The sequence below is a fragment of the Sphingomonas pollutisoli genome, assembly GCF_029167165.1.
GTDB classification, from domain to species: Bacteria; Pseudomonadota; Alphaproteobacteria; order Sphingomonadales; family Sphingomonadaceae; genus Sphingomonas; species Sphingomonas pollutisoli.
This window is the reverse complement of the sequence record NZ_JARFNJ010000001.1, coordinates 614,859-641,600: the sequence shown is the minus strand read 5'-3', so window position 1 is coordinate 641,600 and position 26,742 is coordinate 614,859. Positions and strand designations below refer to the sequence as shown.

The following is a 26,742-nucleotide window of genomic DNA, read 5'->3' as shown; positions in this document are numbered from 1 at the left end:
CGACTGCGCTCGGCACGAACGGAGGGATAGGCCGGCTTTCGGACGCGCGCGTCGCCAACGGCAGGTTGCGATCACCCGCGCGCACCGCTAACCCGGCCGGCCTATGCGCTACATCAGCACGCGCGGGGATGCGCCCGCCCTCGATTTCGAACAGGTCACGCTCGCCGGCCTCGCCAGCGATGGCGGCCTGTATCTGCCGGACGCCTGGCCGAGCCTCTCGGCCGAAGAGATCGGCGCGTTGCGCGGCGCATCCTATGTCGACACCGCCGCCGCGGTGATGGCGCCGTTCGTCGAGGGCACGCTCTCGCGCGAGGAACTGCGGGCGCTGTGCGAACAGGCCTATGGCCGTTTCGCGCACGCCGCGGTCACCCCGCTCGTCCAGCTCGATCACCAGCAATGGCTGCTCGAACTGTTCCACGGGCCGACGCTCGCGTTCAAGGACGTCGCGCTGCAATTGCTCGGGCTGCTGTTCGAGCGGTTCCTGAGCGGTTCGCAGCACCACGTCACCGTCGTCGGCGCCACCTCGGGCGATACCGGCTCGGCGGCGATCGATGCGCTCGCCGGCCGGGCCGGGGTCGATATCTTCATGCTTCATCCAAAGGGCCGCGTGTCCGAGGTGCAGCGCCGCCAGATGACGACGGTGCTCGCCCCCAACGTCCACAATCTCGCGCTGGAGAATGCCAGTTTCGACGATTGTCAGGCGCTGGTGAAGGCGATGTTCAACGATCCCGGCTTCTCGGGGAAGTTCGCGCTGTCGGCGGTCAATTCGATCAACTGGGCGCGGCTGATGGCGCAGGTGGTCTATTATTTCTACGCCGCCGTCCGGCTCGGCGCGCCCGAGCGCGCGGTCGCCTTCTCGGTGCCGACCGGGAATTTCGGCGACGTGTTCGCGGGCTATGTCGCTGCCAAGATGGGGCTGCCGGTCGCCAGGCTGATCGTCGCGACCAACGTCAACGACATCCTCCACCGCGCGCTCAGCGCCGGCGATTACTCGCAAGGCACCGTCGTGCCGACGCCGAGCCCGTCGATGGACATTCAGGTGTCGAGCAATTTCGAGCGGCTGCTGTTCGATCTCGGCGGCCGCGACGGCCCCGCGCTCGGCGCGCAGATGCAGGGGTTCGAGGCGACCAAGGCGATGCGGCTCACCAATGCGCAGGCCGAGGGCGCTTCGGCGCTGTTCGCGAGCGACCGGATCGATCTCGACGACATGGCGCTGGCGATGCGCTGGGCGTGCGAGGATGCCGGCCAGGTGATCGATCCGCACACCGCGATCGGTCTGGCTGCCGCGCGCCGCGCCGCGCTGCCGGCGGACGTGCCGGTGGTGACGCTCGCGACCGCGCATCCCGCCAAGTTCGGTGACGCGGTCGAACGCGCCACCGGCATCCGCCCGAGCCTGCCCGCCGGCGTCGGCGACCTGTTCGACCGCGAGGAACGCTATGCGACGCTGCCCGGCACGTTCGAGGCGGTGACGGCATATATCGCCGAGCGCGCGGTGGCGCGGTGAAGGCTGCGGCCTTCTTTCTCCCCTCCCTTGAACAAGGGAGGGGTCGGGGGTGGGTTGGCCTGAGGCTGTCGATGCGTTTCCCCGAAACCTACCCACCCCTAACCCCTCCCTTCCAGGGAGGGGAATAGTGCAACTTCAAACGCTCATCGCCGAGCCGTGGGCCGATTATGGCCTCGTCGACTCGGGCCACGGCCGCAAGCTCGAACGTTACGGCCGCTTCCGCTTCATCCGCCCCGAACCGCAAGCGATGTGGGCGCCCGCATCCGAGTCCTGGGAAGCCGATGGCGATTTCATCGGCGCATCGGACGAGGAAGGCGGCGGGCGCTGGCATCTGTCGCGCGACGTGCCGCGCGGCGGGTGGCACGTGCGCTGGGAGGAGCTGCTGTTCACCGCGCAGAACACGCCTTTCCGCCATCTCGCCTTCTTCCCCGACATGGCGCCGCAATGGACGTGGATGCGCGGCGCGGTCGCCGAGGGCGATTCCGTGCTCAACCTGTTCGGCTATACCGGCGTCGGCACGCTCGCGCTCGCCGCGAAGGGCGCGGCGATGACGCATGTCGATGCTTCCAAGAAATCGGTCGAAGCGGGCAAGGCCAACGCCTTCCTGTCGGATCTCGCCGACCGTCCGATCCGCTGGATGGTCGATGATGCCGCCAAGTTCGCCGCGCGCGAGGTTCGGCGCGGCAAGCGCTACGACGGCATCTTCCTCGATCCGCCCAAGTTCGGGCGCGGCCCCGATGGCGAGGTGTGGCGGCTCGAAGAGGGGCTGCCCGGCCTGATCGCCGACTGCCGCCGGCTGCTCGATGCCGACAGCAAGTTCCTGGTGCTGACCGTCTATGCGGTGCGGATGTCGGCGCTCGCGATCGGTGAGGTGCTGAATCAGGCGCTCGCTGATCTCGGTGGCACGGTCGAGGTCGGCGAGATGGCGGTGCGCGAGGAAGCGCGCGGCTTGCTGCTGCCGACGGCGATCTTCGCACGCTGGCGGCGGTGATCGTCGCCCCGGCCCGCGCCGGGGCGACGTCGATTACTCCATCGCCACCCGCATCGCCGCGCCCGCGACGAACGGCGCGCCCGCGACCAGCACGAGGCTGACCGCACCGAGCAGTTTCAGCGCGCCCGCGCCGCCCTCGAGCGCGCCCGCGCCGAAGATCAGCAGCGGCACCGCGAGCGGCAGCATCAGCAGCCCGGCGAGCGCGCCCGCGCCGCGCATCCCCGCGATCAGCGCCGACGTGGCGAGCGCCAGCGCGGCGAGGCCGGGGGTGCCGATCAGCAGCCCGAGTTCGACCCGGCCGAGCGTCGCCGCCGGCAGCCCGAGCAGCCCGGCCGCGACCACCGCCGCCAGCATCAGCGGCGGCGCGAAGCTCAGCCAATGGGCGAGCATCTTGGCCGCCGCGACACCCGCCATCGAAAAGCCGCGCACGCCGAGCTGATCGAACACCCCGCTCTCGGCGTCGGGGCCGATCAGCCGCTCGACCGGCAGCAACGCGGCGAGCAACGCCGCCGCCCAGATCACGCCGCCACCGATGCGTGCGAGCAGAACGGTATCGGGGCCGACCGCGAACGGAAACAGGATCGCGACGAGCAGGAAGAACGCGACCGGGTTGACGATGCCGCCCCCTGCCCAGGCAAGCCGCAGGTCGCGCGCGACGAGGCGGCCGATGCCGCTCACAGCGCGATCTCGTGCGCGCCCGGCAGCGCGATGGCGGTGTGCGTCGCCACAATTGCGATGCCGCCGCCCGCGCGGTGGTCTGCAACCAGTGCCTCGAGCATGGTCACGCTGGCGGCGTCGAGGCCGTTGGCGGGTTCGTCGAGCAGCCAGAGCGGCGCGGCGCTCGCCACCACGCGTGCGAGCGCGGCGCGGCGGCGCTGGCCGGTCGAGAGCAGCCGCACCGGGACGGACGCCTGCGCGGTCAGCCCGGTCGCGGCGAGCGCGTCGGCGACCCGGTCTTTCGGGGCGGGCACAGGGTCGAGCGCCGCCCAGAAGCGCAGCGCGGCCGCGAGCGTTTGCCCGGGATCGAGCGCGGCGGCTTCCGCCATCACCGCACAGCGCGGCGCCTCGACAAGCCCTTCGGCCGGGGCGAGCAGCCCGGCCGCGATCCGCAACAGGCTCGATTTGCCCACGCCGTTCGGCCCGGTCACCAGCGTGGCGTCGCCGGGCGCGAGGATGAAGCTCAGTCGTTCGAACAGCGTGCGGCCGCCGCGCGCGCCGGTGACGCCATGAAAGGCGAGGCGGGGCGGTTGATCGGGGTCGGCCATCGGCTATGCCTTAGGCGAGAAGGCGCGCTCTGCGCCAGCCAAGAGGATGCACGCGATGGTGGAGCAACTGAACGATATCGAGCGCGCCGATGCGCTCGATGAACTCGACGAATGGGATTACGACGAGGCGCGCGACGCGATCACGCGCACCTTCACCTTCGCGGATTTCTCGGCGGCGTTCGGCTTCATGGCGCGCGTCGCGTTGATCGCCGAGAAGGCCGATCACCATCCCGAATGGAGCAACGTCTGGAACCGGGTCGATATCCTGCTGACCACGCATGATGCGGGCGGGCTGTCGCACCGCGACATCGATCTCGCCCGGTCGATCGAGGCGTTGTTGGTGTAGATCCGCGGCGGTTTCAGGACGTTCGCACTGAGCGTGTCGCCGCGCGTCAGAGCAGCCCGGCGATCCGGAAATGGCCAAGCAGCAACAGGCTGGTCAGCACGAACGAGGCGATTGCGAAGGTGATGGGCCGGGCCATCGCCGCTTCCCTGGTATCCCCGATCATGCGATTGGGGCGACCGAGACGGCGTTGCTGACGAGCACGACGGTGAGAAGCAGCGCGCCGACGAGCGAGGTGGCGACCTGCTGAAGCGATTCGAAACGAGCGTTCATGGTGATAGTCCCTTTTTCAGCGATGCGCCGGACCATCCGGCGACCGATGCCAAGGACTTTGCAGAGAGCGTGCCAGAGTTGAAAAACCCGGCTCCTACAAAGAGATGGGCGATTTCTCTTGGCGAGGCTAGCGTCTCGCGCCAGCGCGGCACGCCAATGTCTGGCGAAAAATCCTAATCGACCGCGTGCGGCGAAGGCGCGCGAGCGAAAAACGGGCCGCGTGGCCCGAGGCTCTGGCGGATCGTGCCTCGCGGGGCTAGGCCGAACCCATGCGTGTCTCCGCCGCCGATCTCGATCTCGCCACAGCCCTCGCCGAAGCGGCGGGTGCGGCGATCCGCCCCTATTATCGCCAGCCCGCCGGGCTGGAGGCGAAGGACGACGCCTCGCCCGTCACGCTCGCCGACCGCGCGGCGGAAGCGGCGATGCGCGCGCTGATCGAGCAGCGCTTCCCCGACGATGCGATCATCGGCGAGGAATATGGCGTGCGCGAGGGGACGAGCGGGCGCGCCTGGGTGCTCGATCCGATCGACGGCACGCGCGCGTTCATCTCGGGACGACCGATCTTCGGCACGCTGATCGCGCTGGTCGCGGAGGGCTGGCCGGTGCTCGGCGTGCTCGACCAGCCGATCCTCAAGGAACGCTGGGTCGGCACGATCGGCCGCCCCACGCTGTTCAACGGCCAGCCGGCGACGACGCGGCGCTGCCCCGATCTGGCGGCGGCGCTGCTCGGCACCACCTCGCCCGCGCTGTTCGACGACCGCCAGTTGCACGCGTTCGAGCATCTCGACGGCGCGGTGATGAGCACGGTGCTGGGCGGCGATTGCTACAATTACGGGTGCGTGGCGAGCGGCTGGCTCGACATCGTCGTCGAGGCGGGGCTCAAGCTGCACGATTTCGCCGCGCTCGTGCCGATCGTCGAGGGCGCGGGCGGGCGGATGTGCGACTGGCAGGGCGATCCGCTCACCGCCGACAGCATCGGCGAGGTGATCGCGGCGGGCGACCCCGCGCGGATCGAGGAAATCCTCGAAACGATGGCCTGCCGGGGGCATTGAGAAGCGTTTACCCAAACCGTTCGTGCTGAGCGCAGTCGAAGCACGTGTCTCAACCTTGCCGCCTGTGGCATGTCCTTCGACTGCGCTCAGGACGAACGGGTTGAAGAGAGGGTAACCTCCCCGCTTGTCGAAGCCCGTATTCGAGATGGTATCGCCTTTGGCACGTCCTTCGACTGCGCTCAGGACGAACGGGCGGGATACAGGGTAAACCATCCCCGTTCGGGCTGAGCGAAGTCGAAGCCCGGGGCCTGGGGCATGCGCCTCTATTCCCGAGCGTCAGAAGATCCCCAGGAACTTCTTACGCTGCGCGCGCTTCTCGCCCGGTGCCGCCTTGCCGCTCTCGGACTTCGCCGTTGTGCCATTGCCGACATCGTCGCGCGGCTTGCCGCTGGCGGTGCGCTGTGCCGCGGCCGGCGCGCCTGCCAGCACCGGCCCGCACTTCGCGCCCTTGGCGTCGCCCACATCGACGAACGCCAGCACCGCCGCGAGCGGCGTGCCGACCACGCCCAGCCCGATCCCCGCACCGGCGCGCGCGATCAGATCGCCGCTGATCGGGTTGATCGCCGGCTTGGCGAAGCTACCCTGGATGCCGACCGGCGACTGGCCTGAGAACAGGCTGAACTTCTTGCCGTCGGCGCGGAACGCCATGTCGATGGCCTCGTTGCGGAAGCTGAAGCCGCCGCGGCCGAGCATGACGTTCTTGGTCGTGTCGATCAGGATCGGGTCCGCCGCCGCGACGCCGTTCCGAACCGTGAAGCCGATCAGCCCGCAGTTGATATGGACCGGCTCCTTGAGTTTGCCCTGGAACATCTTCTGCGCGAACGTGCCGATGTCGAGTTCGGCGATCTGCACGTTGCGCGTCCAGAACGTGCCCTCGGGCATGATGAAGGCGATGCGCCCGTGCGCGTTCGACAGCGAATCGTGCAGGGTATCGCCGACCCCGGCGAGCTGGATGCGGCCCTTGACCACGCCGGTCGTCCCCGCCTCGGCCACGCCATAGCCGGCGAGCAGCTTGCCCATCGGCGTCGGCGCGAGGCGGATGTCGTAATCGGTGTGCATCGGCGCGCGGCGCTCGTCCATCACGATGTCGGCGGCGACATTGCCGCGCGCCATCGAGAAGGTGAGCGGCGACAGCTTGAGCAGCCGATCGACCAGCGAGACGGTGAGGTCGATGTGCGAGATCGGCACGTTGCGCGATCGCACCACGCCGACGGTCCAATGCGCGTCGGCATCGAAATTCCGAATCGCATCGACGCGCAGATTGGCGTCGGGCAGCACGCGCGCCGGCGCCGCGCCGGTCTCGGCGGCGGCGGCGACCGCGCCCTTGGCGGCGACGGTATCGGGGTTGTAGCCGATGAACGGCGCGGCATCGACGATGTCGAGCGAGCGTGTCGTCAGCGCTGCGTCGATCTTGAGCCGCGGCTTGATGTTGCGGATCGTGAAGCGGCCCGACAGGTCGCTCGCGCCGAACCGACCGACCATGTGCGTGAAGGCATATTCCTCGCCGGTCTTCACCAGTTGCGCGCGCGCGGTGTAGGTGCGCGTGCGCGGGATGACGACGCCGATGATGCCGAGCAGTTCGGCGGCGTTGCGCCCGCGCGCCTTCACGTCGAGCGGTACGCCCTCGATATCGGTCAGGCCCGGCAGCGTGCCCGAGACGTCGATCACGTTATGCGCCGCGTTGGCGGTCAATCGCAGTTCGTTCTTGCCGCGTCGGACGGTGTCGTTGGGCGAGAGCAGCGCGCCCGACAGCGTGAAGGGCGTGTCGCGCACCACGCCGGTGCCGGTGAAGCGGATCGATTGCGTGATGCTGGTGCCGCGCGACCGGATCGGCTCGAACGACAGATCAGCGGTCAGCCGCATGCGCGGATCGCGGTAGCGCAAGCGGGTCTGCGCGACGAGCGCGCGCTGGATGATCGGCAGCACGAGCGGCTTGGCGTCGGTCTTCTTCTCGCCGAACGTCCAGCTATTGCGAGTATGCGACGCATCCCATTCGAGATCGATCGCGCCCTGGGTGAGATCGAGGAAGTGCAGCCGCTTGCGCCCCCAGATCAGCGACAGCGGCGCGATGCGCGTGTCGATCCGGCCCGCCTCGAACAGATCGGGGCGTGTCGCCCATTTCGGGTTGGAGATGCGCATCCCCTCGGCGAGGAACTTGATCGTGAAGGGGTCGAAATAGAGTTGGAAGTCGCCGCGCACCGTCACGTCGCGCTCGATCAGCCCGGCGGTGATCCGCTCGAATGGATGTTTGAGGAAGCGGCCCTTGGTGATGTACAACACCAGCCAGACGACGAAGATCGCCGCCAGGACGCCGATCACGATGTTGCGCGCGATCCGCCAGCCGCGCCCGAGCCGCCGCCGGGGCGGGCGCGGCGCGGAATCGTCGAGGGCAGACGGCGTGCGGACGGCGCTTTCCATGGTGTGACAAACCCGCGGTCGCATAAAGCGGTTCCGGCGGTTGCATTTGGCCCCGCGAATCGCTAAGCGCCCCGCTTCCCGCGAGTAAGAGGAACTGCCCGGCCGGTATGGGCTGCCGTGGCCGTTCATAGATCGTCGCGAACATGAAAGGACGAAAATGCCCAAACTCAAGACCAAGAGCGGCGTGAAGAAGCGCTTCAAGCTCACCGCCACCGGCCTGTTGAAGCACGGCGTCGCCGGCAAGCGCCACCGCCTGTTGCACCACAACGGCAAGTACATCCGCCAGAACCGCGGCACCAAGGTTCTCGCCAAGGCAGACACCGCCGCGGTGAAGGCCTGGGCGCCTTACGGCCTGCGTTGAGCGGAAGGATATAGATAGATGGCACGCGTAAAACGGGGTGTAACCACCCGCGCCAAGCACAACCGGATTCTGGATCAGGCGAAGGGCTATTACGGCCGTCGCAAGAACACGATCCGCATCGCCCGTCAGGCGGTCGAAAAGGCCGGCCAATATGCGTATCGCGACCGCAAGGTTAAGAAGCGCAACTTCCGCGCTTTGTGGATTCAGCGCATCAACGCCGCCGTGCGCGTCGAGGGGCTGACCTATGCCACCTTCATGCACGGCCTGAAGCTCGCCGGCGTCGAACTGGACCGGAAGGTTCTGGCCGACATCGCGATGCACGAAGGTGCGGCGTTTAGCGCGATCATCGCGCAGGCGAAGGCGGCTCTGCCCCAGGCCGCCTGAGGCGACCTGTCGCGAGACGAGACACGGGGCGTCGGTGGCAACACCGGCGCCCTTTTCGTATCTGGAGTCCGCCCTCTCACTCCGTTCGTGCTTCCCTATCCCCCGTTCGTGCTGAGCGCAGTCGAAGCACGTGCCCGAGGCGGAGCGTATGTGGCACGTGCTTCGACTGCGCTCAGCACGAACGGGGGGAAATCGGTACTGGCTTGAGGAACCCGTCATGGCGCTGAACACCTGGTGGCTCTACGTCACCGTCGTCTTCCTGATCGCCGGCACGCCCGGCCCCAACATGCTGCACGTGATGGTGCAGAGCATCCAGCACGGCCCGCGCCGCACGATGGCGTCGATGGCGGGGCTGATGAGCGCGGTGCTGCTGTGCCTGCTCGCCTCGGCGGCCGGGCTGGGGGCGCTGCTCAAGGCGTCGCCGGTGCTCTATACGGCGATCCGCTATGTCGGCGTGGCGTATCTGGTCTGGCTCGGCATCAAGGCGTGGCGCGCGCCGGTCGGCGCGGCGGGCGAGGGCGAGGCGACCCCGCAGCGTTCGCTCCGCGCGCTGTACCTGACCGGGCTCGGCACCGGCCTGTCCAACCCCAAGCTGATCGTGTTCGCCGCCGCGCTGTTCCCGCAGTTCCTCGATCTGCATCGCCCGTTTCTGCCGCAGCTCGGCATTCTCGTCGCCAGCTTCGTGGCGATCGAGGGCGGTTGGTATTGCGTCTATGCGCTGGGCGGGCGGTCGCTCGCGGCGTGGCTTGCGCCCGCCAACCGGCGGCGGCTGTTCAACCGCGCCTCCGGGCTGATCTTCATCGGTTTCGGCGCGGCGCTGCTCGGCAGCCGCGTCTGACCGCTTGACCTGAGCCGCGCGCTCGGCTTCGTGCGCCCGCGTACAAGGAATCCAACATGGCTGATCTCGACCACCTCCAGACCGACCTGACCGCGCGGATCGCCGCCGCCGACAGTCTCGACGCGCTCGACGCCGTCCGCGTCGCCGCGCTCGGCAAGCAGGGCGCGGTGACGGCGCTGCTCAAGACGCTCGGTGGCATGTCGCCCGACGAGCGCCAGCAGCAAGGTCCGCGCATTCAGGCGCTGCGCGAAACCGTCACGACCGCGATCGCCGACCGCAAGGCCGCGCTCGACCGCGCCGAACTCGACGCGAAGCTCGCGCGCGAGACGCTCGACATGACGCTCCCCGCCGAGGCCGCGCCGGTCGGCAGCATCCATCCGGTCAGCCAGGTGATGGACGAACTCGCCGAAATCTTCGCCGATCTCGGCTTCGCGGTCGCGACCGGCCCCGAGATCGAGACGCAATGGTATAATTTCACCGCGCTCAACATGCCCGAGACGCATCCGGCGCGCGCGATGCACGATACCTTCTACCTCAACGCGAAGGATGGCGAGGAAGCGCGCGTGCTGCGCACGCATACCTCGCCGGTGCAAATCCGCGCGATGCAGGCGGCGGGCGGCACTAAGCCGGTCCGCATCATCGCGCCGGGCCGCACCTATCGCAGCGACAGCGACGCCACGCACACGCCGATGTTCCATCAGGTCGAGGGGCTGGTGATCGACAAGGGCATCACGCTCGGCCATCTCAAATGGACGCTGGAGACGTTCCTCAAGGCGTTCTTCGAGCGCGACGACATCGTGCTGCGGCTGCGCCCGAGCTACTTCCCCTTCACCGAGCCTTCGGCGGAAGTCGATGTCGGCTTCTCGGTGGTGAACGGCAAGCGCGTGATCGGTGGCAGCGACGGCTGGATGGAAGTCCTTGGTAGCGGGATGGTCCACCGTTCGGTCATCGCGGCGGGCGGCTATGATCCCGACGCATGGCAGGGTTTTGCGTTCGGCTGCGGGATCGACCGGCTGGCGATGCTCAAGTACGGTATGGACGATCTGCGCGCCTTCTTCGACGGCGACGCGCGCTGGCTCAAACATTACGGCTTTTCCGCGCTCGACGTGCCGACCCTGAGCGGCGGGGTGGGGGCGTGACCCTCGTTGATCGTCACCCCAGCGCAAGCTGGGGTCTCCCCGTGGCGGACCTCACCGCCACCCTACAGAAAGACCCCAGCGTGCGCTGGGGTGACGGACGGATCGCATGAAATTCACCCTCTCCTGGCTCCACGACCATCTCGACACCAGCGCGTCGCTGGACGAGATCACCGACACGCTCACCCGCATCGGCCTCGAGGTCGAGAGCGTCGAGAACCCCGGCGCCAAGCTCGCCCCGTTCCGCGTGGCGAAGGTGCTCACCGCCGAGCGCCACCCGCAGGCGGACAAGCTGCAAGTCCTGTCGGTCGATGCCGGCGAGGGCCCGATGCAGGTCGTCTGCGGCGCGCCCAACGCGCGCGCCGGCCTGGTCGGCGTGTTCGGCATGCCCGGCGCGACCGTCCCCGCCAACGGTATGGTGCTCAAGGTCGCGGAGATTCGCGGCGTCGTCTCGAATGGCATGATGTGCTCGACGCGCGAACTCGAACTCGGCGACGATCACGACGGCATCATCGAACTGCCCGCCGACGCGCCGGTCGGCACCGCTTATCCCGACTATGCCGGCCTCAACGATCCGGTGATCGACGTCGCGATCACGCCCAACAAGCAGGACTGCATGGGCGTGCGCGGCATCGCCCGCGATCTCGCCGCCGCCGGGTTGGGGCGGTTGAAGCCGCTGGTCGTGCCGGGCAGCACGGTCACCCCGGCGCCGGTCGCGGGCGAGGGCGCGGGACCGGATATCCGTATCGAGGATACGGTCGGCTGCCCCGCCTTCTACGGCCAGACCGTCGCTGGCGTCAGCAACGGCGCCGCACCCGAATGGATGGCGCGCCGCCTCACCGCGATCGGGCAGAAGCCGATCTCGGCTTTGGTCGACATCACCAACTACGTGTCTTTCGATCTCGGCCGGCCCTTGCACGTCTATGATCGCGCCAAACTCTCCGGTGGCCTCGTCGCGCGCAAGGCGGCGGCGGGCGAGCAGGTGCTCGCGCTCAACGGCAAGACCTATACGCTCGACGAGAGCATGACCGTCATCGCCGACGACGCGCAGGCGCTCGGCATCGCCGGCATCATCGGCGGCGAATCGTCCGGGTGCAGCGAGGCGACCACCGAGGTGCTGATCGAATGCGCTTATTTCGATCCCGAGGGCATCGCGCGCACCGGGCAGAAACTCGGCGTCACCAGCGATGCGCGCCAGCGGTTCGAGCGCGGGGTCGATCCCGCCTTCGTCGAGGACGGCCTCGCCATCGCGACGGCGCTGGTGCTGAACCTGTGCGGCGGCACGCCCGGCGGCATCACCCGCGCCGGCGAGCCGCCGGTGCCCGCGACCGTGATCGCCTATGATCCCGCCCGCGCCGAGACGCTCGGCGGCCTCGCGGTCGCGCCCGAGCGCCAGCAGGCGATCCTCGAAAGCCTCGGCTTCACCGTGTCGGCGGACTGGCACGTCGGCGTGCCGAGTTGGCGGCGTGACGTGGAGGGCGTGCCCGATCTCGTCGAGGAAGTGATCCGCATCGAGGGGATCGATCGCGTGCCGCCGGTGCCGCTGCCGCGCTTGCCCGGCGTCGCCACGCCGACCGCCACCCCCGAACAGAAGACCGAGCGCCGCGTCCGCCGCGCCGCCGCCGCGCGTGGCCTCAACGAAGCGGTGACGTGGAGCTTCCTCTCCGAAGCCGAAGCCGCACCGTTCGGCGGCGGCGCATGGAGCCTCGCCAACCCGATCAGCGAAGACTTGAAGGTGATGCGCCCGTCGCTGCTGCCCGGCCTGCTTTCGGCGGCCGCGCGCAATCTCAAGCGCGGCGCGGAGGGGGTGCGGCTGTTCGAGATCGGCCGCCGCTATCTCGCCGATGCCGAGCGGCCTACCTTGGGCGTCGTCCTCGCCGGCGAGAAGCGCGCGCGCGGCTGGCAGGGCGGCAAGGCACAGGGCTTCGACGCGTTCGACGCCAAGGCGGAGGCGATCACCTTGCTCGCGGCGGCAGGTGCGCCGGTCGAGAATCTGCAGATCTTCGGCGAAGCCGGCGCGCATTGGCACCCCGGCCAATCGGGCACGCTGCGGCTCGGCCCCAAGACCGTGCTCGCCGCCTTCGGCATCGTTCATCCGCTCACCGCCCGCGCGTTCGATCTCGACGGCACGGTCGCCGCAGTCGAACTCTATCTCGACGCGATTCCCGCCAAGCGCGGCGCAACAGGCTTCATGCGCCCCGCCTATGCCCCGCCAGCACTCCAGCCGGTGCGGCGCGACTTCGCCTTCACCGTCCCCGCCGGCCTTGCCGCCGACGCGCTGGTGCGCGCGGTTAGAGGCGCGGACAAGGCGACGATCACGGCGGCGCGGCTGTTCGACCTGTTCGAGCGCGACGGTGTCCGGTCGATCGCGATCGAGGTGACGCTGCAACCGACCGACAAGAGCTTCACCGAGGACGCCCTGAAAGCGGTCGCCGACAAGATCGTCGCTGCGGCGGCGAAGCAGGGCGCGGTGCTGCGCGGCTAAGGAAACAAACAGGGCGGAGACGAACATGGCTGACCTGATCGAGATTGCGGGTACGGGGCTGTCGGCGGCGATCAACCCGTTCGGCGCGGAACTGACGCACCTGCGCGACCCGCACGGTCGCGAACTGATGACCGATGCCGATCCCGCGTTCTGGACCGGCCATGCGCCGCTCCTGTTCCCGTTCGTCGGGCGGCTGAACGGCGATGTGCTGCGGCTCGACGGCGCGGAATATCCGATGAAGCAGCACGGCTTCGCGCGGCGCCGCGACTTCACACTGGTCGAACAGGGCGGATCGCATGCGCGCTTCCGGCTGGAGGACGATGCCGAGACGCGCGCGGTCTATCCGTTCGCCTTCGCGCTCGACGCGGCATATGCAATCGAAGGCGCGACGCTGACCAATGCGATCACCATCGCCAATCGCGGTGACGTGCCGATGCCGGCGAGTTTCGGCTTCCATCCGGCGTTCGCCTGGCCGCTGCCGTATGGCGCGCCGCGCGCCGGGCACCGTATCGCGTTCGACGCCGACGAGCCCGGCGGCTTGGTCGCGCTGAAGGACGGCCTGGCGGCACCGGGCGAACGCGCGTCGCCGCTCGAGGCGCGCGTGCTGCACCTGTCCGACGCGCTGTTCGCGGACGATGCGCTGATCTGGAACGGTCTCGCCTCGCGCCGCGTCAGCTACGGCGTGGAAGGCGGGCCGCAACTCGAGATCGCCTTCCCCGATACCGACAAGCTCGGCATCTGGACCAAGCCTGGTTCGGCGTTCATCTGCATCGAGCCGTGGCACGGCATCGCCGATCCGCAGGGCTTCACCGGCGATTTCCGCGACAAGCCCGGCGTGTTCGAGATCGCTCCGGGCGAAAGCTGGACGTGCCGGATGGAGATCACGCTGCGCTGAGCGCGAAAATCGGCACGCCCTTGCAACGACCGTCGCGCTTGCGCATTCAGGATGCCAGCGACACCGAATTGTGAAGGGCCAGCGCGATGCGTCTCGACGATTTCGATCCGAACATCAATGTCGAGGATCAGCGCGGCCAGGGTGGCGGCGGCTTCGGGTTCGGTGGTGGCGGCGGCGGCGGGCTGTTGTTCGGGCTGCTGCCGATGGTGTTCAGCCGCTTCGGCTGCGGCGGCGTGGTGATCCTGTTGATCGCGCTCGCGGTGTTCGGCGGGCTGGGCAGCCTCGGCGGCGGTGGCAGCGGCGTGCGGACGAGCGCGCCGAGCGAGCAGAGCGCGCGCCACGGCACCGATACCAAATCGAGCTGCACGATCGATGCCGCCAGCAAAGTCGCGTGCAACGCGTTCAGTTCGGCCGACAAGACCTGGGCGGCGATCTTCCAGCAATCGGGAGAGCGGTTCGTCGCGCCCAAGCTGGTGTTCTATTCGGGCAGCGGCCAGTCCGGCTGCGGCGCCGCGCAGAGCGCGATGGGCCCGTTCTACTGCCCGCAGGACCAGGGCGTGTATCTCGACACCAGCTTCTTCGATGAACTCGGCAATCGTTTTGGCGCCAAGGGCGATTTCGCGCAGGATTATGTGATCGCGCATGAATTCGGGCATCATATCCAGAATCTGCTCGGCACCTCGGCCAAGGTCGCGCAAGCGGAACGGCAGGGTAGCCAGGCCGAGGGCAACCGCATGTCGGTGCGGCTCGAATTGCAGGCCGATTGCTATGCCGGCGTCTGGGCCGCGCAGAACCGCGACCGGCTCGATCCGGGCGATATCCAGGAGGGCATGACCGCCGCGTACGCGATCGGCGACGACACGCTCCAGAAGCAGGCGCAGGGCCGGGTGGTGCCCGACAGCTTCACCCACGGCACCTCGGCGCAGCGCCAGCACTGGCTCCAGACCGGTCTCGACAGCGGCGATCCCGCGCGATGCGACACGTTTTCGGGAGCGATCTGAAAAATCACGGCGTTAATCAGCAACGTTTTGTCACGCAGGCGGAACGCCTTTGCCCCGCGCGACGTTAAGTGTTCAAGTAGGAGGAGCCTGAACCATGCTGTATACTATCGCCGTCATCCTCGTCGTTCTGTGGCTGCTCGGCTTCGCCGTGCATATCGGCGGTGGTTTGATCCACCTGCTGCTGGTGATCGCCGTCATCGTCGTGGTTATTCAGCTCATCACCGGTCGCCGCGCGCTATAACGACCTAACGAAGACACTCCGTTCGTGCTGAGCTTGTCGAAGCACGTGCCCCAAGCGTAATGCCGGTGGCACGTCCTTCGACTTCGCTCAGGACGAACGGGTTGAATTCCCGCACGCCCCGCGCGGACGCTCAGCCCGCGAACAACAGCACCGGCGTTTCCAGATAGCGCTTGAGCGCCTGCACGAAGCTCGCCGCATCCCAGCCATCGACCACGCGGTGGTCGCAACTGATCGACAGGTTCATCAGCTTGGCGCGGACGATGTCGTCGCCCCGGAATACCGGGCGCTCGACGATCTTGTTCGGGCCGATGATCGCCACTTCGGGCCGGTTGATGACCGGCGTGGTCGCAATCCCGCCGAGCGGGCCGAGCGACGTCACCGTCAGCGTCGATCCCGACAGTTCCGCGCTGCTCGCCTTGCCGGTGCGCGCCGCCTCGGCCAGTCGCGCGATCTCGGCCGCCAATTGCCACACATTCCGGTCCTGCGCATCGCGGATCACCGGCACCATCAGCCCGGCGTCGGTCTGCGTCGCCATGCCGAGATGCACCGCGCCAGCCCTCGTCACCACGCCCGCTTCGTCGTCATAGCGCGCGTTGAGCATCGGGAAGGCGGGAATCGTCTTGCAGATCGCCGCGATCAGCAGCGGCAGCATCGTGAGCTTGGGGCGATCACCACGATTGGCGTTGAGATCGGCGCGCATGTCCTCGATCGCGGTGACATCGATCTCGTCGACATAGGTGAAGTGCGGGATCGCGCGCTTGGAGGCCGCCATGTTCTCGGCGATACGGCGGCGCATGCCGATGACCTTGACGGTCTCGTCGGGCCGCGCGCCGGCGGCGTGCGGCGCGTGATAGCCCTGCGCAGACCCGTAGCGCAGATAAGCGTCGAGATCGGCGTGGCGGATTCGCTCGCCCTCTGCCGGCCTGACATGCGCGAGATCGATGCCTAGCGTCTTGGCGCGCTCGCGGACGGCGGGTGAGGCGAGGATCTTCGCGTCTTCTCCCCTCCCTTGAACAAGGGAGGGGGCGGGGGTGGGTTGGCTCGTGGCGGGCGCACGATCGGCCTCGGGCCGACCCACCCCTAGCCCCTCCCTTTCAGGGAGGGGAACAGGTTGCACGACCTCCTCAGCCCCCGGATTCTCCGCCTCGAACGCCTGCTCCGCCGGTGCGGGCAGGTCGATCGGGCGCAACGCCGGCGCTTCCTCCGCGTCCATGTCGATCATGTCGGTCTCGATCACCACCAGCGCCGCGCCGATCGACACCTGCTCGCCGACCTCGCCCGCCAGTTCGATCACCGTGCCAGACACAGGCGATTCCATCTCGACGGTCGCCTTGTCGGTCATCATGTCCGCGACGCGCTGGTCCTCCTCGACCCGGTCGCCCACCGCGACGTGCCAGGCGACGATCTCGGCCTCGGAAATACCCTCGCCGATATCGGGGAGTTTGAAGGTGAAGCGCGCCATTACCGTAATCCGTTCGTTTCGAGCGAAGTCGAGAAACAGGGGGCCGCGCAGGTGTCTCGACTTCGCTCGACACCAACGGGGATGGGATGGCCCATCAGTCCTTCATCACTTTCTTGAGCGCCTCGCCGATCCGCACCGGGCCGGGGAAATAGGCCCATTCGAGGCTGTGCGGGTAGGGTGTGTCAAAGCCGGTCACACGCTCGATCGGCGCTTCGAGATGGTAGAAGCAGCGCTCCTGCACCAGCGCCGACAGTTCCGCGCCGAACCCGCCGGTGCGAGTCGCCTCGTGGATGATCATGCAGCGCCCGGTCTTCTTCACCGACGCCTCGATCGTCTCGATGTCGAGCGGCACCAACGTGCGCAGATCGATGATCTCGGCGTCTACACCGGCCTCCGCCACCACCGCGCTCGCGACGTGGACCATCGTGCCATAGACGAGGATCGTCAGCGCCTCGCCTTCGCGCACCACGTTCGCACGCCCAAGCGGGATCTTGTAATAGCCCTCGGGCACCGCGCCCGCCGGATGCTGCGACCAATTCTGCGTCGGGCGGTCCCAATGGCCGTCGAACGGGCCGTTGTAGATGCGCTTGGGCTCGAAGAAGAGTGTCGGGTCATTGTCCTCGATCGCGGCGATCAGCAGCCCCTTGGCGTCATAGGGGGTCGAGGGGATTACCGTCTTGATGCCGGAGACATGGGTGAAGATGCCCTCGGGGCTTTGCGAATGGGTCTGCCCGCCGAAGATGCCGCCGCCGAATGGCGAGCGCACCGTGATCGGCGCGATGAACTCCCCCGCCGAACGATAGCGCAGCCGTGCCGCTTCGCTCACCAACTGGTCGAGCGCGGGATAGATATAGTCGGCGAACTGGATTTCCGGCACCGGCCGCAGCCCATAGGCGCCCATGCCGACCGCGACGCCGATGATGCCGCATTCGGTGATCGGCGTATCGAACACGCGGGTCTTGCCGTATTTCGCCTGCAGCCCGGCGGTCGCGCGGAACACGCCGCCGAAATAGCCGACATCCTCGCCCATCACGATCACGGCGGGATCGCGATCCATCATCACGTCCATCGCCGAGTTGATCGCCTGGATCATGTTCATGCGGGTGGTTGGCTCGGTCATGCGAAACCCCCCGCCGCGCCAGCGGCTCCAAGAAGCTTCGCGTCCTTGCGCCTTTGCGCGCATGGGAATTTCGGTTCACGCGGAGGCGCGGAGGCGCGAAGAAGAGAAGGAGGAGTGTCTTCCAGCAATCCTGCTCTCTCTGCGCCTCCGCGCCTCCGCGTGACCAAAAGGACGCGAGACGCGCGCGACGGCACGACGGCGCCAAGAAAGGGGGAGGCGGCTTCGCCGCGAATAAGGTGGCCCATCACTTGCGCGCCCACGGGCGGCCGCTTGCCGCCTCTTCGGCGAGCACCTGCGCCTGTTGCTCGCGCAAATGCCACGGCATCTCCTCGAACACGCCGTCGAACAACGTGTCGAGCGGCTGGTGCAGCCCGTGCCCGAGGATGCCGTTGGCCTCCGCCTCGCGCTGCGCGGCGCGCACCGTTTCGGCGACCTCCTTGTCCTGCGCGGCATGGGCGTCCTCGTCCCATGCGCCGATCGCGATGAGGTGATCCTTGAGCCGCGTGATCGGATCGCCGAGCGGCCACGCGCTCGCCTCGCCGGCGGAGCGATACTGGCCGGGATCGTCCGAGGTCGAATGGCCTTCGACGCGGTAGGTGAAATGTTCGATCAGCGTCGGCCCCTGGTTGGTGCGGGCGCGCTCGGCGGCCCAGGCGGTGGCGGCATAGACCGCGAGCGCGTCGTTACCGTCCACCCGCAGCCCGGCGATGCCATAGCCGATCGCGCGCGCCGCGAAGGTGGTCGATTCGGCGCCGGCGAACCCGGAGAAGCTCGAAATCGCCCATTGGTTGTTGACGACGTTGAAGATCACCGGCGCGCGGTACACGCTCGCGAAGGTGCAGGCCGAGTGGAAATCGCCCTCGGCGGTCGATCCCTCGCCGCACCAGGCGGCGGCGATGCGCGTGTCGCCCTTGGCGGCGCTGGCCATCGCCCAGCCGACGGCCTGCGGATATTGCGTGGTGAGGTTGCCCGAGATCGAGAAGAAGCTGGCGTCGCGCACCGAATACATGATCGGGAGCTGCTTGCCCTGCAACCGGTCGCCCTTGTTCGAATAGATCTGGTTCATCATGTCGATCAGGCTCCAGCCGCGCGCGACCAGCAGCCCCTGCTGGCGGTAGGACGGGAAACACATATCGTCACGATCGAGCGCGAAGGCGGCGGACACCGCCACCGCCTCCTCGCCGGTGCATTTCATGTAGAAGCTGGTCTTGCCCTGGCGTTGCGCGCGGAACATGCGTTCGTCGAACGCGCGCACCGTCACCATGCTGCGCAGCATGGCGCGCAGCGTATCGGGCGATAGCCGCGGGTTCCACGCACCGACCGCCTGCCCGTCCGCATCGAGCACGCGGATGAGATCATAGGCGAGGTCGGTGAACGTGGCAGCGGGTTCGGCGGTGTCGGGCCGACGCGCCTGGCCGGCGGGCGGCAGCGCGACCTGGGTGAAATCCACCGTGTCGCCCGGCCGAAAGCGCGGCTCTGGTACGTACAACGACAGCGGTGGCAGATTGGCGCCGGGATGGTCGCTTGGCATCACTTCTCCGCGATTCGCATCGGCACGTCCGTAAAAACGCCCGAAATCATCTTATGCGCCGTTGTTATTATATTTCAACGGTCTTGGCTAGGCCCTGTGGCGGCAAGGCCATTGACTCACCCGCATCAAAGAGAACAAAATAGGAACGATCAGCAGTGAGTCGAATCGTGTCGTCAGCCACCATAGCAGAATTGCGCGAAAGCTTGCGGGCGATCCAGGGCGACGGCTTCAAGCGTCGTCCGGTGCTGCCGTTCGGCGTGGCCGCGCTCGACGAACGGATCGCGAGCGGCGGGCTGCGGCTCGATTCGCTCCACGAGATCGCCGCCGCCAGCCCCGATCCCAGCGACGATGCCGCCGCCACTTTGTTCATGGCGGGCGCCGCCGCGCGCGCCTGGGGGCCGGTGTTGTGGGTGGTGCGCCGACGCGATCTGTTCGCGCCGGGGCTGTACCAAGCCGGGCTCGATCCCGAACGCGTGCTCTATGCCGAGGCGGCCGACGATGCCGAGGTGCTCGCGCTGATGGAGGAGGGCTTGCGCCACCGTGGCCTCGGCGCGGTGATCGGCGAGGTCAAGCGCGCCGCCATGCCCAACACCCGCCGCCTGCAACTCGCCGCCGAGGGCGGCAAGACGATCGCGCTGTTGCTCAAGCGGCATGCGCGCGAAGGCGGGAACCCGCTCCACGTGCCCTCCGCCGCGATCACGCGCTGGCGGATCGGCAGCGCGCCGTCGGAGCCGCTCCCGGTCGAGGGAGTGGGGCGCGCGTGCTGGCACGTTGCGCTGGTGCGACAGCGCGGCGGCGAACCTTTCGAAACCATCATGGAGGCATGCGATGAAACGGGTCGCCTCGCTCTACCTGCCCGACTGGCCGATCGAGCGGCTGCGGCGGATGGAGCGGACCGCTATTCCTACGTCGATGCTGCCTGAAGGCGCACGTCGTAATGGCGAAGCTATTTCGCGGCACGCCGAAAGCGGCCGGCGGCGCGAAGCGCCGTCCGACGACTCGGGCTTCGCCCGAGGCGCGGCCCCACTCGTTGAAGCCGCAGCCGCCGAGCAAGCCGTCGCCTGCTCGGTGCCGCGCGGTAGCGGCTGGCGCCCCGGCGCGAAATGGGCGCGCGCGGACGACCGCGCGCCCGTTACCGAGCATCTCGAGACCGCGCGCCAGCGCAAGGCCAAGGTCGCCGCCGAGATCGCGGCTCTGCCCGCGCACCAGCGCCCCGCGTTGCGCGATCTCGGCCGCCGCAGCGAGGCCGCGGCGATGCCGTTCCGCGCGATGCCGCCCGACGAGGCGACCGGCGGCCAGCCGTTCCGCCCGGCGGGTTCGCTGCCGAAATCGCTTGGGCCGAGTGCTAACGGTCTCCCGCGCAGGCGGGAGTCCAGAGCCACAGGCGATAGCGTCCGCGACTCTGGGCCTCCGCCTGCGCGGGAAACCGGGGAAGCGCTCCCCCTCGTCACCAGCCTCAAGCACGGCAGCCGCCTCGTCATCGCCGCCGCCTGCCCGGCGGCGCGCGCGCTCGGCCTCGCGCCGGGCATGGCGATCACGCAGGCGCGCGCGTTGGTGCCCGGCCTCGACATCCGCGATGCCGATCCGGCGGGCGATGCTGCGGATTTGCTGCGCCTCGCCACGGCCGCGGCGCGGCGCTGGACGCCGATCGCGGCGGTATCGGACGCGGACGGGCTGTTGCTCGACATCACCGGCACCGCGCATCTGTTCGGCGGCGAGGCGGCGATGGCGCGGCGGATCGTGCGGCTGCTCGCCCGGTTGGGGTTTACCGCGCGCGTCGCGATCGCCGATACGCCGGGGGCGGCCTGGGCGATATCACGCTTTGGTACCCAAGGCCGTCGCCCCGGCGCAGGCCGGGGCCGCTGCGTGTCGGGCAACCGGCTCGCCACGCAACACAGCGGCCCCGGCCTGCGCCCGGGCGACGGATGCTGGATTATTCCTTCCGGGCAACACACCGCCGCCATCGCGCCGCTGCCGCTCGCGGCGCTTCGCCTTGATCCCGCCGCCATCGACGCGCTGGTCCATCTCGGCGTCGAGACGGTCGGGCAGCTCACCGCGCTGCCGCGCGCGCCGCTCGCGCGCCGTTTCGGCGACGCGCTCCTCACCCGGCTCGATCAGGCGCATGGCCGCGTCGCCGAGCCGCTCGACCCCGTCGTCCCGCCCGAGCCGATCGCGGTCGTGCAGCGCTTCGCCGAGCCGATCGCCACCGCCGAGGCGATCGAGCATTGGCTGGACACGCTGGTGCCACGCCTCGTCACCGCGCTGGCGCAAGCCGGCAAGGGCGCGCGGATGCTCGAACTGGTCGCCGACCGGATCGACGGCGTCCCCCAGCGGCTCCGCATCGGGCTGGCCCGGCCGAGCCGCGATGCCGCGCACATGCTGCGCCTCGTCACCCGCCGCATCGCCGAGATCGCCCCGGGCTACGGCATCGATTCGCTCGCGCTCCACGTCCGCCGCGCCGATCCGCTCGATGCGCAGCCGTTCGAGGAGCGCCTCGAAGAGCGCGCCGCCGATATCGCGCCGTTGGTCGATACCCTCGCCAACCGGATCGGCGACGCGCGGCTGTGGCGGATGCGGCCGGTGGAGAGCGATGTGCCCGAACGCTCGCTCGAACCCGCCGCGCCGCTCGCCGATGCGGCGCGCGCGATCGACCGGCTGAAGCCCGACGATGTCCGCCGGCTCGATCGCGGTGTCGATCTCCACCCCTGGCATCCTCGCTGGCCGCGCCCGGCGCGGTTGCTGCGCCGGCCCGAGCCGCTCGACCATGTCATCGCCGAACTGCCCGATCAGCCGCCGCGCCGTTTCACCTGGCGCGGCCAGACGCATCGCGTCGTCCGCGCCGACGGGCCGGAGCGTATCCTCGGCGAATGGTGGCGGCGCGCGATCGAGGCGGATTCGGTGCGCGATTACTTCCGCGTAGAGGACGAAGCCGGCCACCGCTTCTGGCTGTTCCGCCGTGGCGACGGCGAACGCCCGGAAACCGGCGACCTCGCCTGGTTCATCCACGGCGCGTTCGGATGATCGCCCGGTCATGACCTACTCCGAACTCCAGGTGACGACGCATTATTCGTTCCTGCGCGGGGCGTCCTCGCCCGAGGAGCTGTTCAAAGCCGCCGCCGCGCTCGGCATTCCCGCGCTCGGCATCGTCGATCGCAATTCGGTCGCCGGCATCGTGCGTGGGCTGGTCGCCGCCGAGGAACTCACCGCGCACGGGGTGCCGATCCGCCTCGTGGCCGGCTGCCGGCTCGATCTGGTCGATGGCGCATCGCTGCTGGTCTGGCCCGAAGATCGCGCGGCATGGAGCCGGCTCACCCGCCTGCTGACGCTCGGCAAGGGGCGCGCCGTCGCGCATAAAGGCGAGAAGGGCCGGTGCTTCCTGCATTGGGAAGACGTGGCGGCGCATGCGGAGGGGCTGGTCGCCGCGCTTGTCCCCGGCCTCGCCGATACCGGCGATCCGCACCACCTGCGCTGGATGGCGGACATCTTCGGTCGCAGCGTCGGCCATCTATGCCTGACGCAACACCGCCGCCCCGGCGAGGCACGGCGCTTGCACGCGCTTGCCGACAGCGCGCGCCGCTTCGGCCTGTCGCCGGTCGTCACCGGCGACGTGCTATACGACATGCCCGAACGCCGCATGTTGCAGGATGTCGTCACCGCGATCCGCGAGAAATGCACGATCGACGAACTCGGCTTCCGCCGCGAACGCAGCGCCGACCGGCACCTGAAAAGTCCGCGGGAGATGGCGCGCCGCTTTCGCCACCATCCGCAGGCGCTCGCCGCCGCCGAAGCGATCGTCGAACGCTGCACCTTCTCTCCGCGCGATCTCGATTACCAATATCCCGATGAGATCGTGCTCAGCGGGCGCACGCCCCAGACCGCACTCGAACATCTCGCGCGCACGGCGTTGGCGCGCCAGTTCGAAGGAAATCCGCCTCCGGCGTATGCCGCGATGCTCGAACACGAACTCGGGCTGGTCGGCGAGATGGGCTACGCGCCCTATTTCCTCACGGTCAATTCGATCATGGCGTATGCGCGCAGTCAGAATATCCTGTGCCAAGGGCGCGGCTCGGCGGCGAATTCGGTGATCTGCTACGTGCTCGGCATCACCTCGATCGACCCGATCGAACGCAAATTGCTGTTCGAGCGTTTCATCAACAAGGACCGCCACGAACCACCCGATATCGACGTCGATTTCGAGCATGAACGGCGCGAGGAGGTGATCCAATGGATATATGGCACCTACGGCCATGACCATGCCGCGCTGACCGCGGTCGTCAGCCGTTTCCGTTCACGCGGCAGCATCCGTGAGGTCGGCAAGGCGCTGGGTCTGCCCGAGGACATGACCGCCGGGCTCGCGAGCCAGATCTGGGGCTGGTCGAGCGAGGGCGTGCCCGACGCGCATGTCGAGGCGCTCAACCTCGATAAAAACGAGCCACGGCTCGCGCTGGCGATCAGCCTCGCCGCGCAATTGATCGGCACGCCGCGCCATTTGTCGCAGCATCCCGGCGGCTTCGTCCTGACGCGCGACCGGCTCGACGACCTCGTGCCGATCGAACCGGCGGCGATGGCCGACCGGCGCGTGATCGAGTGGGAGAAAGGGGATATCGAGGAACTCGGCTTCATGAAGGTCGATATTCTCGGCCTCGGCATGCTCGGGTGCATGCGGCGGTGCTTCGATCTGCTCCGCGAGCACAAGGGCCTCGATCTCGGCATGGCGTCGGACGCGCTGCAGACCGACGACCCCGGCACCTATGCGATGATCCAGCGTGCCGATACGCTCGGCGTGTTCCAGATCGAGAGCCGCGCGCAGATGTCGATGCTGCCGCGGATGAAGCCGACGGAATTCTACGATCTCGTCATCGAAGTCGCGATCGTGCGGCCGGGGCCGATCCAGGGCGATATGGTGCACCCGTATCTGAAGCGCCGCGAAGGTAAGGAGGCGGTCACCTATCCAAACGCCGCATTGAAGGCGGTGCTGGAAAAGACGCTTGGGGTGCCGTTGTTCCAGGAACAGGCGATGCAGGTCGCGATCGTCGGTGCGGGCTTCACCCCTGCCGAGGCCGATCAGCTCCGCCGCGCGATGGCGACGTTCAAGATGACCGGCGGGGTCGGCAAGTTCAACGAGAAGCTCGTCGGCGGCATGCGCGCCAACGGCATCGCGCAGGATTTCGCCGAGCGGCTGGTCAAACAGATCGAGGGGTTCGGCAGCTATGGCTTCCCCGAAAGCCACGCGGCGAGCTTCGCCAAGATCGCCTATGCGTCGTGCTGGATGAAGCATCATCACCCGGATGTGTTCTGCGCCGCGCTGCTCAACGCGCAGCCGATGGGGTTCTACGCGCCCGCGCAGATCGTCCGCGACGCGCGCGAACACGGCGTCACGGTGCTCCCGCCGTGCGTCAACGCGAGTGATTGGGATACGGTGCTGGGCCCGCCGCGCGCGGGTGCGGGGTCCGCCCTGGCGCCGCTTCGCCTCGGGCTGCGCATCGTCTCCGGCCTGTCCGGCGCCGAGGTCGGCAAGATCCTGATGGCGCGCGCCGCTGCGCCGTTCGCCTCGGTCGAGGATCTGTGGCGCCGCACCGGCATCTCGACGCTGGCGCTGGAGAAACTCGCGCGCGCGGATGCGTTCCACGCGCTCGGGCTTGACCGGCGCCAGGCGCTGTGGGCGGTGCGCGGGCTGGGCGCCAAGCCGCTGCCGCTGTTCGCCGCCGCCGATGCGCGTGTGTCCGGCGCCGAGCCGCCGGTCGCATTGGTCCCGCTCACCGCCGGACGCGAGGTGGTCGAGGATTACCGCGCGACGCAACTCTCGCTGCGCGCGCATCCGCTCACCTTCCTGCGCGGCGAGCTGACCCGGCGCGGCATCCGCGCCTGCGGCGATCTCCAGCACATCAAGGATGGCGCGCGCGTCGAGGTGGCGGGGATCATCCTCGTGCGGCAGCGGCCGGGCAGCGCCAAGGGCGTGCTGTTCATCACTGTCGAGGACGAGACCGGCATCGCCAACGGCATCCTGTGGCCCGACCGGTTCGAGGCGCAGCGGCGCACGGTGATGACCGCGACGATGGTGTCGATCGTCGGCCGCGTCCAGAAGGAAGGGCTGGTGATCCACGTCGTCGCCGATCGCATCGTCGATCTGACCGCGCTGCTCGCCCAGGTCGGCGAGATCGACCTGCCGCGCCTCACCATGCCCGGCGACGGCGCCACCCACGGCGGCACGATCGACCCGCGCGATCCGCAGTGGCGGCCCGGGCGGATCGACTGGCACTACCGCGAGACGGCGGCGGTGATCCCGGTAAAGAGCCATGACTTCCATTGAAGGGAGGCGGTGCATGCCGGGAAGGCGATGTCGGTTATCGCCCAAAAGCGGCCGTGCCTCGGTTCATTGTCGATCTGTCCCTCGCGACTCGCCGCTTGCCTTTGTCACGAAAGCGAACATGATGTCCGTTGATTGCGAAGGAGTCGTTATGCGTCGCCATGCGCTATTTGTAACTGCCATTCTCGGCCTCGTAGCACCTCTTCATGCTCAACAACGTACCGACGCCGATGAAGCGGCGATAACTGGCAATGTACAGCGGGCGCAAGCAGCGCAATTTCCTGCTATCGGATCATTATCAATGTCGACTCGCGCTACGAACGTCAGCATTGAAGTAAGCGCGGATGCAGATGGCATTTGTTGGGCGAGCCGTCGCGGGAAGCGGGTTGTGGCCAATCAAGTTCGTGTACTCGGGCCAATGTGGCACGGCAGCGTTATTTCGGTTCTGGCCGACCATAACGTACCAGCGAACTGCCTTTATCAGGTAGTCGCTACGCTGAAATCTAATGGGTATCGCAAGCTGATCCCGGCCACCGCGTCCAATTAGTTTTTGGAACCAAAAGGCGGTGTTGCCATCAAGGCCTCTGGGTGCGACGAAGTGGCCTTCGCGGTCGGGAAGGTTGCATGTCGATTTGGAGCCTGTTGGCGGTATTTGGTGCACTGGGATCACAGAATGGCGCCGCGTTCGAGACCCGACCTCCGCCGCCTCCACCGCTCCCTATGTCGGGAGAAAGTCCGGATTATTGGCGCTCCTTGCAGCCAATCTGGCTTTCGAAAGAAGAAGTCGTATCCTGTCGGAACTACGGTGAGGTTTCCGCCAAGTTCCAGTATCAGAACGGCATCGTGCGCGTGATCGACATACAAGGGCTCTCACACCGCATCTCTCCATTTGAGCGTACCGCACTTAACGCAGCTTTGACTGACTTCGGCTATCTGGACCGCGTGTCGATCGGCTGCAATCTGCGCGATGATGCGCTGATTACAGTTACGGCCCGCCCCACCAAAGACGGCGGCAGGAGGATGGTCCGCCGATTGTCCATCGTCTGGACAAAGCACGCGATGACGGGAATCGGTGGCAGACCTCGGCCTGTTCAAGAGAGTGGTGAAGACCTGTACGGTTGAACGGGCGAATGGC

The 26,742-nt window shown here is 68.1% G+C and carries 23 protein-coding genes; 17 read left to right on the top strand and 6 right to left on the bottom strand.

Translation table 11 applies throughout. The features are described from left to right. Window positions 1-103: 103 nt before the first annotated feature. Together thrC and PX554_RS03130 are read left to right on the top strand one after the other, a co-directional pair. On the top strand, window positions 104-1,504 hold the full coding sequence (gene thrC / locus PX554_RS03135; RefSeq protein WP_275498847.1) for a threonine synthase: 1,401 nt from the start codon (window positions 104-106) through the stop codon (window positions 1,502-1,504). A 127-nt stretch (window positions 1,505-1,631) separates the two neighbouring features. After that, window positions 1,632-2,495: an RsmD family RNA methyltransferase gene (locus PX554_RS03130; protein ID WP_275498845.1), complete on the top strand. Its 864-nt coding sequence runs from the start codon at window positions 1,632-1,634 to the stop codon at window positions 2,493-2,495. 33 nt (window positions 2,496-2,528) lie between these two features. Here PX554_RS03130 and PX554_RS03125 read toward each other — a convergent pair whose 3' ends face one another. Beyond that, window positions 2,529-3,173, bottom strand: coding sequence for a heme exporter protein CcmB (locus PX554_RS03125; protein ID WP_420833412.1), 645 nt, complete (start codon window positions 3,171-3,173; stop codon window positions 2,529-2,531). After that, on the bottom strand, window positions 3,170-3,760 hold the full coding sequence (gene ccmA / locus PX554_RS03120; protein ID WP_275498844.1) for a heme ABC exporter ATP-binding protein CcmA: 591 nt from the start codon (window positions 3,758-3,760) through the stop codon (window positions 3,170-3,172). Before ccmA ends, PX554_RS03125 begins: the two co-directional genes overlap by 4 nt. 46 nt (window positions 3,761-3,806) lie before the next feature. On the opposite strand from ccmA, the gene PX554_RS03115 reads away from it, so the two are divergent. Beyond that, window positions 3,807-4,106 (top strand): 4a-hydroxytetrahydrobiopterin dehydratase, encoded by a 300-nt coding sequence (locus PX554_RS03115; protein WP_275498842.1) that lies wholly within the window; start codon window positions 3,807-3,809, stop codon window positions 4,104-4,106. Between the two features lie 539 nt (window positions 4,107-4,645). Next, window positions 4,646-5,428 carry a histidinol-phosphatase gene (hisN, locus tag PX554_RS03110; RefSeq protein WP_275498840.1) on the top strand — a complete coding sequence of 261 codons (783 nt, stop codon included), beginning with the start codon at window positions 4,646-4,648 and terminating at the stop codon, window positions 5,426-5,428. Between the two features lie 276 nt (window positions 5,429-5,704). Here the strand turns inward: hisN and PX554_RS03105 are convergent, their stop codons facing one another. Further along, on the bottom strand, window positions 5,705-7,846 hold the full coding sequence (locus PX554_RS03105) for an AsmA family protein (protein WP_275498838.1): 2,142 nt from the start codon (window positions 7,844-7,846) through the stop codon (window positions 5,705-5,707). Between the two features lie 157 nt (window positions 7,847-8,003). On the opposite strand from PX554_RS03105, the gene rpmI reads away from it, so the two are divergent. From rpmI to PX554_RS03065, 8 genes are all read left to right on the top strand, one after another. Continuing rightward, a complete protein-coding gene (gene rpmI / locus PX554_RS03100) occupies window positions 8,004-8,207 on the top strand; it encodes a 50S ribosomal protein L35 (RefSeq protein WP_093223455.1) in 204 nt (67 codons plus the stop codon). An 18-nt stretch (window positions 8,208-8,225) separates the two neighbouring features. Continuing rightward, complete coding sequence (gene rplT / locus PX554_RS03095; RefSeq protein WP_093223456.1) at window positions 8,226-8,591, top strand: 50S ribosomal protein L20; 366 nt, start codon at window positions 8,226-8,228, stop codon at window positions 8,589-8,591. A gap of 217 nt (window positions 8,592-8,808) precedes the next feature. Next, window positions 8,809-9,429 carry a LysE family translocator gene (locus PX554_RS03090; protein WP_275498835.1) on the top strand — a complete coding sequence of 207 codons (621 nt, stop codon included), beginning with the start codon at window positions 8,809-8,811 and terminating at the stop codon, window positions 9,427-9,429. 56 nt (window positions 9,430-9,485) lie between these two features. Next, on the top strand, window positions 9,486-10,568 hold the full coding sequence (gene pheS, locus PX554_RS03085; RefSeq protein ID WP_093223459.1) for a phenylalanine--tRNA ligase subunit alpha: 1,083 nt from the start codon (window positions 9,486-9,488) through the stop codon (window positions 10,566-10,568). A gap of 106 nt (window positions 10,569-10,674) precedes the next feature. Continuing rightward, window positions 10,675-13,050, top strand: coding sequence for a phenylalanine--tRNA ligase subunit beta (gene pheT / locus PX554_RS03080; RefSeq protein ID WP_275498832.1), 2,376 nt, complete (start codon window positions 10,675-10,677; stop codon window positions 13,048-13,050). A 25-nt stretch (window positions 13,051-13,075) separates the two neighbouring features. Next, window positions 13,076-13,945: an aldose 1-epimerase family protein gene (locus PX554_RS03075; RefSeq protein WP_275498830.1), complete on the top strand. Its 870-nt coding sequence runs from the start codon at window positions 13,076-13,078 to the stop codon at window positions 13,943-13,945. Between the two features lie 86 nt (window positions 13,946-14,031). Further along, on the top strand, window positions 14,032-14,946 hold the full coding sequence (gene ypfJ / locus PX554_RS03070) for a KPN_02809 family neutral zinc metallopeptidase (protein ID WP_275498828.1): 915 nt from the start codon (window positions 14,032-14,034) through the stop codon (window positions 14,944-14,946). A gap of 94 nt (window positions 14,947-15,040) precedes the next feature. Next, window positions 15,041-15,187: a lmo0937 family membrane protein gene (locus PX554_RS03065; protein ID WP_130155495.1), complete on the top strand. Its 147-nt coding sequence runs from the start codon at window positions 15,041-15,043 to the stop codon at window positions 15,185-15,187. Window positions 15,188-15,317: 130 nt separating this feature from the next. Here PX554_RS03065 and PX554_RS03060 read toward each other — a convergent pair whose 3' ends face one another. The 3 genes from PX554_RS03060 to PX554_RS03050 form a co-directional block, all read right to left on the bottom strand. Further along, complete coding sequence (locus PX554_RS03060) at window positions 15,318-16,649, bottom strand: dihydrolipoamide acetyltransferase family protein (RefSeq protein WP_275498825.1); 1,332 nt, start codon at window positions 16,647-16,649, stop codon at window positions 15,318-15,320. A gap of 94 nt (window positions 16,650-16,743) precedes the next feature. Then, window positions 16,744-17,748, bottom strand: coding sequence for an alpha-ketoacid dehydrogenase subunit beta (locus PX554_RS03055; protein ID WP_093223467.1), 1,005 nt, complete (start codon window positions 17,746-17,748; stop codon window positions 16,744-16,746). A gap of 265 nt (window positions 17,749-18,013) precedes the next feature. Continuing rightward, a complete protein-coding gene (locus tag PX554_RS03050; protein WP_275498823.1) occupies window positions 18,014-19,300 on the bottom strand; it encodes a 3-methyl-2-oxobutanoate dehydrogenase (2-methylpropanoyl-transferring) subunit alpha in 1,287 nt (428 codons plus the stop codon). Between the two features lie 167 nt (window positions 19,301-19,467). On the opposite strand from PX554_RS03050, the gene PX554_RS03045 reads away from it, so the two are divergent. The 5 genes from PX554_RS03045 (at window position 19,468) to PX554_RS03025 (ending at window position 26,729) form a co-directional block, all read left to right on the top strand. Continuing rightward, window positions 19,468-20,223 carry an ImuA family protein gene (locus tag PX554_RS03045; RefSeq protein WP_420833411.1) on the top strand — a complete coding sequence of 252 codons (756 nt, stop codon included), beginning with the start codon at window positions 19,468-19,470 and terminating at the stop codon, window positions 20,221-20,223. After that, entirely contained in the window at window positions 20,129-22,321 is a 2,193-nt protein-coding gene (locus PX554_RS03040) for a DUF6504 family protein (protein ID WP_338061559.1), read from the top strand. Before PX554_RS03045 ends, PX554_RS03040 begins: the two co-directional genes overlap by 95 nt. A 10-nt stretch (window positions 22,322-22,331) precedes the next feature. Then, window positions 22,332-25,610, top strand: coding sequence for an error-prone DNA polymerase (locus tag PX554_RS03035; protein WP_275498821.1), 3,279 nt, complete (start codon window positions 22,332-22,334; stop codon window positions 25,608-25,610). A 148-nt stretch (window positions 25,611-25,758) separates the two neighbouring features. Beyond that, window positions 25,759-26,154 carry a hypothetical protein gene (locus PX554_RS03030; protein WP_275498819.1) on the top strand — a complete coding sequence of 132 codons (396 nt, stop codon included), beginning with the start codon at window positions 25,759-25,761 and terminating at the stop codon, window positions 26,152-26,154. Between the two features lie 77 nt (window positions 26,155-26,231). After that, window positions 26,232-26,729 (top strand): hypothetical protein, encoded by a 498-nt coding sequence (locus tag PX554_RS03025; RefSeq protein WP_275498817.1) that lies wholly within the window; start codon window positions 26,232-26,234, stop codon window positions 26,727-26,729. Window positions 26,730-26,742 lie beyond the last annotated feature (13 nt).

Bases quoted from the DNA above. Each gene is read 5' to 3' on its own strand.
- PX554_RS03040 (WP_338061559.1), top strand. From the start codon at position 20,129: ATGAAACGGGTCGCCTCGCTCTACCTGCCCGACTGGCCGATCGAGCGG.
- ypfJ (WP_275498828.1), top strand. From the start codon at position 14,032: ATGCGTCTCGACGATTTCGATCCGAACATCAATGTCGAGGATCAGCGC.
- PX554_RS03105 (WP_275498838.1), bottom strand. From the start codon at position 7,846: ATGGAAAGCGCCGTCCGCACGCCGTCTGCCCTCGACGATTCCGCGCCG.
- hisN (WP_275498840.1), top strand. From the start codon at position 4,646: ATGCGTGTCTCCGCCGCCGATCTCGATCTCGCCACAGCCCTCGCCGAA.
- PX554_RS03035 (WP_275498821.1), top strand. From the start codon at position 22,332: ATGACCTACTCCGAACTCCAGGTGACGACGCATTATTCGTTCCTGCGC.
- PX554_RS03030 (WP_275498819.1), top strand. From the start codon at position 25,759: ATGCGTCGCCATGCGCTATTTGTAACTGCCATTCTCGGCCTCGTAGCA.
- PX554_RS03025 (WP_275498817.1), top strand. From the start codon at position 26,232: ATGTCGATTTGGAGCCTGTTGGCGGTATTTGGTGCACTGGGATCACAG.
- pheT (WP_275498832.1), top strand. From the start codon at position 10,675: ATGAAATTCACCCTCTCCTGGCTCCACGACCATCTCGACACCAGCGCG.
- pheS (WP_093223459.1), top strand. From the start codon at position 9,486: ATGGCTGATCTCGACCACCTCCAGACCGACCTGACCGCGCGGATCGCC.
- PX554_RS03075 (WP_275498830.1), top strand. From the start codon at position 13,076: ATGGCTGACCTGATCGAGATTGCGGGTACGGGGCTGTCGGCGGCGATC.
- rpmI (WP_093223455.1), top strand. From the start codon at position 8,004: ATGCCCAAACTCAAGACCAAGAGCGGCGTGAAGAAGCGCTTCAAGCTC.
- PX554_RS03065 (WP_130155495.1), top strand. From the start codon at position 15,041: ATGCTGTATACTATCGCCGTCATCCTCGTCGTTCTGTGGCTGCTCGGC.
- ccmA (WP_275498844.1), bottom strand. From the start codon at position 3,760: ATGGCCGACCCCGATCAACCGCCCCGCCTCGCCTTTCATGGCGTCACC.
- PX554_RS03050 (WP_275498823.1), bottom strand. From the start codon at position 19,300: ATGCCAAGCGACCATCCCGGCGCCAATCTGCCACCGCTGTCGTTGTAC.
- thrC (WP_275498847.1), top strand. From the start codon at position 104: ATGCGCTACATCAGCACGCGCGGGGATGCGCCCGCCCTCGATTTCGAA.
- PX554_RS03090 (WP_275498835.1), top strand. From the start codon at position 8,809: ATGGCGCTGAACACCTGGTGGCTCTACGTCACCGTCGTCTTCCTGATC.
- PX554_RS03060 (WP_275498825.1), bottom strand. From the start codon at position 16,649: ATGGCGCGCTTCACCTTCAAACTCCCCGATATCGGCGAGGGTATTTCC.
- PX554_RS03055 (WP_093223467.1), bottom strand. From the start codon at position 17,748: ATGAACATGATCCAGGCGATCAACTCGGCGATGGACGTGATGATGGAT.
- PX554_RS03115 (WP_275498842.1), top strand. From the start codon at position 3,807: ATGCACGCGATGGTGGAGCAACTGAACGATATCGAGCGCGCCGATGCG.
- rplT (WP_093223456.1), top strand. From the start codon at position 8,226: ATGGCACGCGTAAAACGGGGTGTAACCACCCGCGCCAAGCACAACCGG.